We start from the raw sequence: 12633 nt of genomic DNA on the forward strand, positions 1-12633 counted from the left end.
GGGCGGGGCCATGAGGCCTATCGCTCGGCTTCGATGAATGCCTCGATCTTGTCCGGCGCCAATCCGGCCTGCTGCGCAATGCGGCGGGCGAGGTCGGCGGCGGCTGCGCGTGGCCGTCCCAGAGGCCGGTCGAGCCAGTATGACACCGGATTGAGCGCGGTACGCTCGTCGACAGCGGTGATGCGGCCCGACTGCAGCTGATGCCCGGTCAGCGGCGGACGCGCCAATGCGATGCCGAGCCCATAGGCGGCGGCATCCAGCACCAGATTATAGTCCTCGAATCGCCGGTCCTGCGGGCGCGGGCGATAGTCCATGCCTTGCGCCGCGAACCAGGCACGCCAGCCGGAGGCGTCGGAATCGTTGATCAGCGGGAATTTGAGCAGCCGGGCCGGGTCGCCACGGCCGATTTCGCGTGCCAGTTCCGGTGAGGCGACCGGGAAGACATGCTCCTCGAACAACTGCACCGAGACACGGCCCGGAATGCCGCCGCGGCCGCAGCGGATCGACAGGTCGATGCCTTCATCGGCAAGGTCGGCCTGGCGGATGTCGACATCGAGCACGATGCGCAGCTTGGTGGGATTGCTCTCCAGTGCCGCCATGCGCGGCATCAACCACAGCCCGCTGACTGAGGGGATCGAGGTCAGCCGCACCACCGCCGTGCCGCGCGGCTCGACCCAGCGGTCGGAATGGCTCGATATCAGCGCGAAAGCCTCAGACGTGCGCAGATGCAGCCGGTTGCCTTCGATCGTCAGCGAGACGCCGCGCGCGCCGCGATCGAACACTTTCAGCCCGAGCCAGTCCTCGAGCTTGGCGATCTGCCGGCTGACGGCGCCGTGGGTGATGTTGAGCTTTTCGGCAGCCGCCGAAAAGCTGCCGGTCCGCGCCGCCGCGTCAAAGGCACGCAGGGTTTCGAGCGGCACCATTGTGTCTGAGCTGTGATCCATAGTCACAGCTGATCCTCGATTTGGTCGTTTGTCAACAAGCGGGAAAAGGCGTTTTGTGGCTTTCAGGTTGGAAGAACACGAGGACAGTGAGATGAGCGCGATGACGGGCACGTTGAATCAGACACAGCGGATGGACACCACGGCTGCCATCGCCGTGGCGCTGACCGTGGTCGGCTGGGCGTCCGCCTTTCCCGCCATTCGTGCCGGCCTCGCCGCCTTCGGTCCCCTGGAACTCGGTGCGCTACGCTTTGCCATCGCCGCGGTACCGGCGGCGATCTTTCTTGCCGTCAAGCGTCCGGCATTGCCCAGGCTCGACGAATTGTGGCGCCTCGCCTTTGGCGGCGCCATTTTCGTCGCACTCTACACCGTCATGCTCAATTTCGGCGAACTGACCGTCTCGGCCGGTGCCGCCGGCTTCATCATCAATGTCAGCCCGATCTTCACTGCCATTATGGCGATGGCATTGCTCTGCGAGCGCTTCTCAGGGTGGGCCTGGTTTGGCACGGCCATTTCTTTCGCCGGCATCGGCATCATCGCTGTGGCCGACGGCAATGGCCTGCACTTCAATGCCGGCGCGCTGCTGGTGCTTGGCTCCGCGCTGTGTTCGGCTGTCAACACGATCGTCCAGAAGCCGCTCTTTGCCCGCCATCATCCACTGACCATCTCAGCCTCGAATATGATCCTTGGCGCACTTTGCCTGTCACCCTTTCTGCCAAGCGGCTTTGCACAGGCTGCCGTTGCCAACACAGCCGGCCTCGGCGCCGTGATCTTTCTCGGCATCGTACCGAGCCTGATCGCCTATGCCGCTTGGGCGACGGCGCTGTCGCGCCTGCCGGCGGCGCGCGCCTCGAACTTCCTCTATCTGGTCTCGCCGATGTCGGCCCTGATCGGCTTCTTCTGGCTGGGCGAAGTGCCAACGCTGCTTGGCATCCTCGGCGGCGCGCTGGCGCTCGGTGGTGTCATCGTGGTGAATTTGAAGCGGTGAAGCAGAGGGTTGGAGTCATTCCTTGACTCGAAAAGAGCCGCCCAAAGCGGCTCTTTTCGGCCCCCACCCGGACCTTCGGTCCGACCTCCCCACAAGGGCAGGGGAATCGCATATGGCGATTTTGGGCTTGAAGTTGGTTTGAGAAGGGATTCTTTGGGAAGGCAGTCCAGCGAGGAGTGACTGCCATTACCAGCCTTGAGAGCTATTTCGGTACGGTGCCTGATCCGCGCGCGGCCAACGCCACACATCGGCTTGGCGACCTGATCGTGATGATGATCGCTGCGAGCCTGTGTGGCGCGACCAGCGCAACGGAGTTTTCGTTGTTCGCGCAAGAGCGCAAACAGGCGCTGTCGCGCTTGATCGACTATGAGGAGGCGCCTAGCCACGACACCTTCTCGCGGCTGTTGCGCCTGCTCGATCCGGAGGCCTTGGGACGGGCGTTCGCCGCCTTTGCCGCAGGCTTTGCCCAGGCACGTCAGGGTGTGGTCGCACTTGATGGCAAGGCGCTGCGGCGGGCCTATGAGAAAGGCCTTGCGGCCAGCCCGCCCCTGACGGTGTCGGCCTTTGCCAGCCAGACGCGGCTGTGTTTGGCGGCGGTCTCGCCCGGCGACGAAGACAATGAGGTCGAGGCTGCCCTCAAGGTCGTCGAACTCATTGATCTTACTGGCCGATTGGTCACGGCCGATGCCCTCCACTGCCACACGCGCATGGCCAAGGCCATCATTCAGCGCGGCGGCGACTATCTGCTCGCACTCAAGGGAAACCGCCGGCATTGGTTGGCTCGGGCCAATCAACAACTGGCCCAGACCACTCCCGCCGTCACTGAGCGGACCGAGACCAGCCATGGCCGCAACGAATGGCGGCAGGCAGAGGTCGTGGTGGCGGCTGAACCAATGATGCCGGGGCACAAGGCCTTCATCCGCATCACCAGCCGGCGCGATCAGGCCGAGCCGCTGACGCGCCTGTTCATGGCCTCAACGCTGCTGTCGCCACAGCAGGCGATCGACCTCACCAGAGCCCATTGGCAGATCGAGAACGCACTGCACTGGATGCTCAACGTTCATCTGCACGAGGACCTCAGTCGTGCCCGCAAGGACAACGCTCCCGCCAACACCGCCCTCATCAACCGCATCGCCAGAAATATCCTTCAGGCCGCCGACATCGACAAAGTCCCCATTAGCCACCGCATCAAGAAATGCGCTTGGAATGACGACTATCTCATCCAGGCAATCGCTCATATGCGATAGCCCTGCCCACAAGGGGGAGGTAGGGAGCCCAGCTTTGCGGCATCTCCACAAGAGCGCTGTCGGGCGGCAGTAGGACGCTTCCTCACCCTCCCCCTTGTGGGGAGGGTCGCTGCGAAGCAGCGGGGTGGGGGTCTGCGCCCTACGGTCCTCCACTATCTTCGCCCGAACAACCGCTCGATATCCGCCAGCTTGAGCTCGATATAGGTCGGGCGGCCATGGTTGCAGGTGCCGGAACCCGGCGTCGCTTCCATCTGGCGCAGCAGCGCGTTCATCTCCTCGGCCTTGAGCAGCCGGCCGGAACGCACCGAGCCATGACAGGCCATGGTTGCGGCGATCTTGTCCAGCCGCTCCTTGAGCGTCTCGACCGTGTCGTTGTCGGCGATCTCGTCGGCGAGATCGCGCACCAGTTGCTGGACATTGGTTTCGCCCAGCATCGACGGCGTCTCGCGCACGGCGACGGCGCCCGGGCCGAAACGCTCGATGCCGAGGCCGAAGCGGGCGAGCGTTTCGGAGTGCATCGCCAGCCGCTCGGCATCCTCTTCCGGCAGATCGATGATTTCGGGCAGGAGCAGCATCTGCGAAGGCACGGGGCGCGAATGCAGGGCGTTCTTCAAGGCTTCATAGACCAGCCGCTCATGCGCCGCGTGCTGGTCGACGATGACGAGCGAGATCCCTGGTTTGCGCCACGATGTAGTTCTCATGCACCTGGGCGCGCGCCGCACCCAGCACCGTGCCAAGCAGCGTCTCGGCCGCCTCGCTCTGCCCAGCGCGCGCATCGGCGCTGGCCAGCGGGCCGGTATCGAACGCCGCCTGGCCGGGTTCACCAAAGCCGCCATGCCTTGCGCCGGCGCGTTCGAACCCCGAACCGAATTGCATGTCGAGCGGCCGTTGCGGCGAGCGCGAGGGGTCGAAACCGGCGGAGCCGGACGCACGGTACGCTGCTTCATAGCTGCGATGGCCGTTGGCAGGGCCGCCATGATCATAGGAGGCGGCGCCTGGCCGGAACGCCGCCATCATGCCGGCGGCTCCGGTCGTGGCTGAGCGGATGCCGGCGTCGGCCAGTGCCTGGCGGATGGCGCCGACGATCAGCCCGCGCACCAGGCCCGGGTCGCGGAAGCGCACATCGGCCTTGGCCGGGTGGACATTGACGTCGACGATGGCCGGATCGAGCGTCAGGAACAGCACCGTCACCGCGTGGCGGTCGCGCGGCAGCACATCGGCGAAGGCGCCGCGGATGGCGCCGGCGATCAGCTTGTCGCGCACCGGTCGGCCATTGACATAGGCATATTGCTGCAGCGCGTTGGCGCGGGTGAAGGACGGGATCGAGACATGGCCGGTCAGATGCACGCCTTCGCGCATCGCGTCGATGGCGATGGAATTGTCGGGAAACTCGGCCCCCATCACCTGGGCGACGCGGCGCAGGCTGCCTTCCGGACTGTCGTCGGTCGCCGGCAGTTCCAGGGTCGAGCGGTCGGAGCCGGCCAAAGTGAAACGTACCGTCGGAAAGGCAATCGCGATGCGCTTGACGACATCGCTGGTCGCCGAGCTTTCGGCGCGCTCACCCTTCATGAATTTCAGCCGCGCCGGCGTGGCGAAGAACAGGTCGCGCACTTCGACCGTGGTGCCGCGGTTGGCGGCCGCAGGCCTGACAGGCAAGACGCGGCCGCCCTCGATGCCGATCTCGGCGGCGCTATCGCCCAAAGCCGTGCGTGACCGGATCGACAGCCGCGACACCGAGCCGATCGACGGCAGCGCTTCGCCGCGAAAGCCGAGCGAACGGATGTCGTTGATATCCTCGGCGAGCTTGGAGGTGCAGTGGCGCGCGATCGCCAGCGCCAGCTCCGGCTCGGGGATGCCGGAGCCATCATCGGTGACGCGGATCAGGTTCAGACCGCCGCCTGACGTGACGATTTCGACGCGTGACGCGCCGGCATCGAGCGCGTTCTCGACGAGCTCCTTGACCACGCTCGCCGGACGCTCGATGACTTCGCCGGCGGCGATCTGGTTGATCATCGTTTCGGAAAGCTGGCGAATGGGCATGACGGCAGTATAGGCGGATTCGTGTCGTGCGGGCGAGGGCGAACTGCGGTGAACCGTGAAACGGTTTTATGCCTGCGCCGCCAGCCAATCCCGCACCTTGCGGGCATTCTCACTCAGCTCCCGGTTCTTCGGCCAGACGATATAGAAGGCCTTGCCGGTCTTGAGCACATGATCCGTCACCTGCACCAGCAGTCCCGTCGCCAGCAGCCGTTCAGCGAGGTGCCGCCAGCCGAGTGCGATGCCTTGACCCTCCATCACGCCCTGGATCACCAGGCCGTAGTCGTTGATGCGCAGCCCGCGCGCGGTGTCGCCCAGGTTGCCGCCGGCTGACTGGAACCATTCATCCCAGCTGGCCGCCTCGCGGTACGGCTCCTCGAGATGGATGAGACGGTGCGTGGCCAGGTCCCCGACCGTCCTCGGCATGCCGAACTTGGCCAGATAGCTGGCGCCGGCGACGGGGAAGATCTCCTCATCGGCAAGCGGCAGTGAATGGTAGTCCGGCCAGTCCCGCGGCTCGCCGCCGCGCACGGCCAGCGGAATGCCTTCTGCGATGATGTCGAGGTCGCGGTCGGCGGTCTGGATGCGCAGATCGATGCCCGGCAATTCGTCGCGGAACTGCTGCAGGCGCGGCATCATCCAGAACGAGCCGAAGGCGGTCGACGCGGCAAGCGTCACATGGCCGCCTGTCGCCTGCAGACGCAGATCCTCGGCCGACTTGCGGATGTGCGACAAGCCAAGCGAGACATCGGCGTGGAAGCGCTCGCCGGCCTCCGTCAGGCTGACCTGCCGATGGCGGCGTTGGAACAGCTTGGCGCCGAGCTGTTCTTCCAGCCCGCGCACCGCGTAGGAGACGGCCGCCTGCGTCATGCCGAGCTCGCGCCCGGCGGCGGTGAAGCTCGACAGCCGGCCGGCCGCCTCGAAGATGATCAGGCTGCCGGCGGAGGGCAGGAGGTGGCGCAGGCTTCGCATAAGTGCAGCTTATACAAGAGATCAGGATTTTCCAGCGTCACAGCTATATTTCGGGCCGCTAACGTGGGTGGCGGGAAGAAGGAGGCTCCATGAACGCATCAGCCGTCGAATTGACCGAACAGACCCACCGCCGCGGTGGTGGTCGCCTTGGCCGCAAGGCGCTCAGAAGCGCGCCGATAGCTTCCTTTCCGACCCTGGTCCGCAAGATCCCGGTCTATCAGATGGTTCCGGACGAGGCGGTGGAACTGATCCATGAGGAATCGCTCAAGATCCTCGAGGAGGTGGGCTGCGAATTCCGCGACGACGGCGCGATCGAGCTCTGGAAGGCTGCCGGCGCCGATGTCAGGGAGACGCGTGTCCGCATCGACCGCGCGCTGCTGATGGAGCTCGTCTCGAAGGTTCCGTCTGAGTTCACGCTTCATGCGCGCAACCCCGAGCGCACGGTGCGCGTCGGCGGCAAGAACTCGATTTTCGTGCCGATGTATGGCGCGCCCTACGTCCGCGACCTCGACAACAATCGCCGCTACGGCACGCTCGCCGACCTCAACAATTTCCACAAAATGGCCTACATGGCGCCGGCGCTGCATTCCTCGAGCTCGGTCATCTGCGAGCCGATGGAAATCGCGGTGCCGAAACGGCATCTGCACATCATCCACTCGGCGCTGAAGCATTCCGACAAGCCGTTCATGGGCATCGTGACGTCGAAGGAGCGCGCCGAGGACACCATGGCGATGGCTGGCATCGTCTTCGGCGAGGAGTTCGTGCGCGACAACCCTGTGCTGGTGGCGATCACCAACTGCAATTCGCCGCTGGTTTGGGACGCCACCATGATCGACGCCATGCGGGTCTACGCGAGCCACAATCAGCCGCTGATCCTGGCGCCTTTCGCGCTGTGCGGGGCTTCGACCTCGGCTTCCGCCGTCGGCGCGGTGGCGCAGGTCAACGCCGAGGCGCTCGCCGGGGTGGCGCTGACCCAGCTCATCCGCCCAGGCTCGCCGCAGCTCTACGGCCAGTTCATGGTCACCGTCGACATGAAGACCGGCGCGCCGATGGGCGGCACGCCGGAGGCCGCCCAGATGATGTATCTGATGGGGGCGCTGGCGCGGAAATACCGCCTGCCGTGGCGCACCTCGGGCTTCCATGTCGGCTCGAAGCTGAACGACGCCCAAGCGGGCTACGAGATCGAACATGCTCATGCATGCCGCGATCCTATCGGGCGCCAACTACATCTGGCATTCCGCCGGATGGCTGGAAGCCGGGCTCACCTGCGGCTATTCGAAATTCGCCACCGACTGCGAGCAGCTTGTCGGCTGGTACAAATATGCCGGCGGGCTGTCCTTCGACGATTTCAAGGAAGCGATGGCGGCGATCCGCGAGGTCGGGCCGCAGGGCCATTTCCTCGGCACCCAGCACACGCTCGAACATTTCGAGTCCGCCTTCTTCATGCCCTCGATCATGGACTTCAATTCCTACGAACAGTGGAACGCCGAAGGGGCGAAGGACCACGACACGCGCGGCCGCGAGAAAGCGCGCAACATGCTCGCCGACTACGAGGAGCCGAAGCTCGATGAGGGTATTGCCGAGGGTCTCAAGGATTTGATCGCGCGGCGAGAGGAAATACTGCCGGACAGCGTTAGTTAGAAGACCTGACGGAACTACTAAGGGAGGAAAACATGACGCTCTTCAGAAGCAATGGCGACCGCGTGCCGGGCGCTATCGAGGCAATGGCGAAAGAGACGCGTGCAGGCCACATGGACCGGCGCGAATTCCTGGCGCTGGCCAGCGCCTTCGGCGCGTCGACGGCTTTCGCCTACAGCATGATCGGTCTTGCCGCTCCGACAAAGGCGCTGGCCGACGACCCGAAGAAGGGCGGAACGCTGCACGTCGCGATGTCGGTGAAGGCGCAGAAGGATCCGCGCACATATGACTGGACCGAAATGGCAAACGTCACCCGGACCTGGCTGGAGCCGCTCGTCCGCTACACGCACCAGTTCACTTTCGAGCCGGTGCTGCTTGAAAGCTGGGACATCAATGACGACGCCACCGAATATACGCTGCATCTGCGCAAGGGCGTCACCTGGAACAATGGCGATGCTTTCAACGCCGACGACGTGGTCGCCAATCTGAACCGCTGGTGTGAGAAGGGTGCCTCCGGCAATTCCATGGCCGCGCGCGTCGGCGCTCTGATCGATCCGAAGAGCGGCAAGGCCAAGGACGGTGCGATCACCAAGGTCGACGACCACACCGTCAAGCTGAAGCTCTCCGCGCCCGACATCGCGATCATACCCGGCTTCACCGACTATCCGGCGCTGGTCGTGCATCGCGACTTCGACAAGGATGGCGCCGATCCGATCAAGAAGCCGATCGGTACCGGGGCTTTCGAGTTGGTGTCCTATGCAGTGGGTTCGAAGGCGGTGGTCAATCGCCGCGAGAACGGCAAATGGTGGGGTGGTGAAGCACCACTCGACAGCGTCGAGTTCATCGACTACGGCACTGACTTCAACGCCACACTGAATGCCTTCGAGTCCGGCGAGATCGACCTCGATTTCGAAACGCCGGCCGACTTCATCGACCCCCTCGACAAGATGGGTCTGGTGAAATCGGAGGTCGCGACGGCGACCACGCTCGTTGCCCGCACCAACATCACCCACAAGCCCTATGACGACCAGCGGGTGCGCAATGCGCTGCAGATGGCCGTCGACAACAATGCCGTCATGCAGCTGGGCTACGCCGGGCTCGGCACGGTTGGCGAGAACCACCATGTCGCCCCGATCCACCCCGAATACTATCCGCTGCCCAAGAAGACCCGAGATCCGGCGGCCGCCAAGAAACTGATGGCGGAAGCCGGACAGGCCGACTTCGAGCACGAGCTGATCACCGTAGAAGACGAATGGCAGAAGAACACCGGCGATGCGATCGCCGGTCAGTTGCGCGACGCCGGCATCAAGGTCAAGCGTACGGTGCTGCCGGGCTCGACCTTCTGGAACGACTGGACGAAATATCCCTATTCGATGACGATCTGGTACATGCGTCCGCTGGGCGTGCAGGTGCTGGCGCTCGGCTATCGCTCGGGTGAGGCGTGGAACGAAACGGCCTATGCCAACCCGGATTTCGACGCCAAGCTGAAGCAGGCGCTTTCGCTGGCCGATCCAGTCAAGCGCAAGGAGGTGATGAAGGATGTCGAGCAGATCCTGCAGGACTCCGGCGTCATCATCCAGCCGTTCTGGCAGAAGCTCTACTGCCACATGAACAAGAAGGTGAAGAACTACGGGATGCACCAGACCTACGAAATGGACTTCCAGAACGTCTGGCTGGACGGCTGAAAGGAGACCGGGCAGGGGCTTCATGAGCCGCAAAAAAGCCGGTATGCAGGATGCGTGGCGTGGATTGATTCAAGCCACCGAAAGCGGAGATTCTGCATGCGACGGACAGTGTTGCTTGCCGCCCTATCGACAGCCTTGCCCGCGGCCGCCTTGGCCGGACCGGCGTCCGACGCCGTGAAGTTCTTCTATGTTCCGGCGGTCAAATTCGAGGCTGACGCACAATACCGGGATCGCTTCACCGAGCCGGTGACGAAACTGTTCGATCTCAACGACCAGGCGACCAAGAAGAATCCCGATCAGGTCGCCTGCATCGACTTCGATCCCGGTTTGGATGCGCAGGATTTCGACCAGAAGACCGTCTCCAAGACCTTGAAATTGTCCGAGACGGTGGATGGCGACACCGCGCAGGTGGTGGCGAACTTCAAACTTTTTCGGACGGAGACGATGCGCAGCGTGAAATGCACTGGTCGCTGAAGAAGCTCGATGGCAAATGGAAGGTATCGGACATTGCCTCGAAGACCAGCGACTGGACGCTGAGCCAACTCGAATGCCTGGCGAGCCAAGATCCGGAGTAATGCCGTGAGGCTCGGCTGCTCCAACTGGGGCGTCGAATCAGCCGGTTCACGTCGCTGCTTGCGCGAGGCCTGCTAAATTTCGTGGAACGTCAAGCACTTCGACTGTAGTGTGAAGGCGATGTAACAAAAATGTGAAGACGGCTGCGTAGCTTGGCGCATCGCCGCGCTCACGAGAAATACAAATTGGTGGTCCGGTTTTGAGGTCGCGTTGCTTTTGAGAGAGCAACGGCTAAACTTCCTCCGCTTGGTTGTGAACGAATCTCTTGTTCCATTTAGGGGGAATGATCATGAAAATTCTAGGTTACCTATTATCTTCGCTGTTTCTCGCTTTGGCGATGGCGGTGATCGCGACGCCGGCTTCCGCGCAGGCAACCCGGACATGGGTTTCCGGCGTTGGTGACGACGCCAATCCCTGCAGCCGCACGGCGCCTTGCAAGACTTTCGCCGGCGCGATTTCCAAGACCGCCGCCGGCGGTGAAATCAACTGCATCGATCCAGGTGGTTTTGGCACCGTGACGATCACCAAATCGATCACCATCGCATGCGAGGACGTTGAGGCAGGTGTGTTGAACGCAGGGGTAAATGGCGTCATCGTCAATGCGTTGGCCACTGACGTTGTCGTTCTTCGTGATCTCGATATCGACAGCACGCCGGCTTCGCCCGGCCTCAATGGGGTGCGGTTTCTTGTCGGCGCCGCCTTGTTTGTCGAGGACTGCGTCATTCGCGACAACACCGGTGCCGCGCCGAATGGCATGGGTATCAACTTCGCTCCGTCTGTGGCGGCTGAGCTCTATGTCAACAACACCACGATCACCGGCAACAATGACGGCATCCATGTCCAGCCGACCGGCACCGGATCCGCGAAGGTCACCATCGAAAACTCTTCGATCGAGAACAACAATCTTGCCGGGGTGAAGGCCGACGGCACCGGCAGCACCGGTGGGATCAACATAAGCGTCGTCAACAGCAATGTGTCCGGCAACACAAACTCCGGCATCAGCTTGTTCAATTCGGCCGGAGGTGCGGCAATCATCACCATGGTTGATCGCGTTCTCGCGGCCAACAACGGGGCGAACGGGGGCCTTCGGGCCGATGGACCGAGCACCACGCTGCGGGTCGGCAACTCGACGATCAGCGGCAATACCACTGGCACGGCGATCAACAATGGCGGCGTAATTAACTCTTACGGCAACAACGAGATCAACGGCAACACCAGTGATGGGCCAAATCCGCCCGTCATTCCATTGCACTGAAATGACCTGATGTGGCTCGCCTGGCGCGATATCGATCGCGCCAGGCGAGCAATTCGGATAGCGTGGCCTTGTCTACGCCAACAAACTCTGCATGGTTCTGGATCAGGCCCGAAGGTTGTGTGGCTGGATGTCCAGCCAATCGAATGCATGCCCATCGAAAGGCATGACTGGCCAAAGCCTTGGTGACGTTATGGCCCGTACCTGTCTTCTGGCATTCTCGGTTTTTTTCACACTGGCGTCGGGTTTATGTGGCGTGGCTGCGCAAGGGTTGTTTGGCGCGCCCCCCGCAAACCCTCCCGCCGACGGCGCGCCCTCGGCTAGCGCTCCTGCCGACAGCGGGGCACCTCCCGCCAATGCGCCGGGCGGCGCTGCGGAGCCGGCAACGCCGCCGGTCGCCTGGCCGCCCAGCGAACCTGCAGCACCCATCCAACCGGGATCGCCGACGGCAGTGGTGCGGCCGTTCTACGATCAGGTTGGCCTGGAGGTCGATCCGGCGCAGCGCAGCCATTTCATCGATCCGGCGAAGACCGTGCTCGACAAGAGCGACGCGTTGCGCAAATCCGGGCAGGGCGAGTGCCTCGACCCCAACATGGCGCTGGACAATGCCGATTACGACAAGGCCGAGATCGACAAGAGCCTGAAGACGCTCGAATCGATCAATGGCGACCAGGCCAAGGTTGTCGTCGCCTTCGTCATTGCCGGCAACCCGCACCGTCTTGAATGGAAGCTCAAGAAGGTCGACGGCGACTGGAAGATATCGGACCTGTTTTCGGTGACCGGCGAGTGGGCGCTCAGCCAATATCAGTGCGAATGAGGGCCGTATCAGCTGCGGCCGCGATAGGGGGCGACGCCGGTGTCGGGCAGCCAAGCGCCTTCCGGTGGCGCGCCGGTTTGCCAGAACACATCGATCGGAATGCCGCCGCGCGGATACCAATAGCCGCCTATGCGCAACCACAGCGGCTTGGTTGCTGCCACGATGCGGCGGCCGATCATGACGGTGCAATCCTCATGGAAGGCGCCATGGTTGCGAAATGAGGTCATGAACAGCTTCAGCGATTTCGATTCCACCAGGGCCGCATCGGGTGCGTAGTCGATGACGATATGGGCGAAATCCGGCTGGCCGGTCACCGGGCACAGCGAGGTGAATTCCGGGCAGGTGAAGCGCACGATCGCCGGCGGACCGTCGCCGCGCGTAAACGGCACGGTCTCCAGGACTGCCTGTTCGGGGCTCTGTGGCGTCTCGACGTGCGCGCCGAGCTGGGTAAGGGTTTTGGTATCGATCATGAGCGGGATCTCT

Annotated in this window: 8 protein-coding genes and 3 pseudogenes; 7 read left to right on the top strand and 4 right to left on the bottom strand. The window is 63.3% G+C overall.

Annotated features, from left to right (window positions below; genetic code table 11):
* Window positions 1-17 precede the first annotated feature (17 nt).
* Complete coding sequence (locus tag HB778_RS26470) at window positions 18-944, bottom strand: LysR family transcriptional regulator (protein WP_183458224.1); 927 nt, start codon at window positions 942-944, stop codon at window positions 18-20.
* 91 nt (window positions 945-1035) lie between these two features.
* Between HB778_RS26470 and HB778_RS26475 the strand changes: the two genes are divergently transcribed.
* Both HB778_RS26475 and HB778_RS26480 read left to right on the top strand, forming a co-directional pair.
* Entirely contained in the window at window positions 1036-1929 is an 894-nt protein-coding gene (locus HB778_RS26475; RefSeq protein ID WP_183458226.1) for a DMT family transporter, read from the top strand.
* A 176-nt stretch (window positions 1930-2105) separates the two neighbouring features.
* Complete coding sequence (locus HB778_RS26480; protein ID WP_244661629.1) at window positions 2106-3176, top strand: ISAs1 family transposase; 1071 nt, start codon at window positions 2106-2108, stop codon at window positions 3174-3176.
* Between the two features lie 152 nt (window positions 3177-3328).
* On the opposite strand, the pseudogene mutL reads toward HB778_RS26480, so the two are convergent.
* Window positions 3329-5216 (bottom strand): annotated as a pseudogene (gene mutL / locus HB778_RS26485) (DNA mismatch repair endonuclease MutL).
* A 66-nt stretch (window positions 5217-5282) separates the two neighbouring features.
* Window positions 5283-6185: a LysR substrate-binding domain-containing protein gene (locus HB778_RS26490; RefSeq protein ID WP_183458228.1), complete on the bottom strand. Its 903-nt coding sequence runs from the start codon at window positions 6183-6185 to the stop codon at window positions 5283-5285.
* A gap of 89 nt (window positions 6186-6274) precedes the next feature.
* On the opposite strand from HB778_RS26490, the pseudogene HB778_RS26495 reads away from it, so the two are divergent.
* The 5 genes and pseudogenes from HB778_RS26495 (at window position 6275) to HB778_RS26515 (ending at window position 12150) form a co-directional block, all read left to right on the top strand.
* Window positions 6275-7826: pseudogene (locus tag HB778_RS26495) on the top strand (trimethylamine methyltransferase family protein).
* A 32-nt stretch (window positions 7827-7858) separates the two neighbouring features.
* The gene (locus HB778_RS26500; protein WP_183458230.1) at window positions 7859-9508 is read left to right on the top strand and encodes an ABC transporter substrate-binding protein; all 1650 of its coding nucleotides are present in this window, start codon (window positions 7859-7861) and stop codon (window positions 9506-9508) included.
* A 96-nt stretch (window positions 9509-9604) separates the two neighbouring features.
* A pseudogene (locus tag HB778_RS26505) lies at window positions 9605-10083 on the top strand (DUF3828 domain-containing protein).
* 287 nt (window positions 10084-10370) lie between these two features.
* Window positions 10371-11336, top strand: a complete 966-nt coding sequence (locus HB778_RS26510) for a right-handed parallel beta-helix repeat-containing protein (protein ID WP_244661630.1) — start codon at window positions 10371-10373, stop codon at window positions 11334-11336.
* Window positions 11337-11526: 190 nt separating this feature from the next.
* On the top strand, window positions 11527-12150 hold the full coding sequence (locus HB778_RS26515; protein WP_183458234.1) for a hypothetical protein: 624 nt from the start codon (window positions 11527-11529) through the stop codon (window positions 12148-12150).
* Between the two features lie 8 nt (window positions 12151-12158).
* Here the strand turns inward: HB778_RS26515 and queF are convergent, their stop codons facing one another.
* Window positions 12159-12620, bottom strand: coding sequence for a preQ(1) synthase (queF, locus tag HB778_RS26520; protein WP_183458236.1), 462 nt, complete (start codon window positions 12618-12620; stop codon window positions 12159-12161).
* Window positions 12621-12633 lie beyond the last annotated feature (13 nt).

Source organism: Mesorhizobium huakuii (genome assembly GCF_014189455.1).
Classification (GTDB): Bacteria; Pseudomonadota; Alphaproteobacteria; order Rhizobiales; family Rhizobiaceae; genus Mesorhizobium; species Mesorhizobium huakuii_A.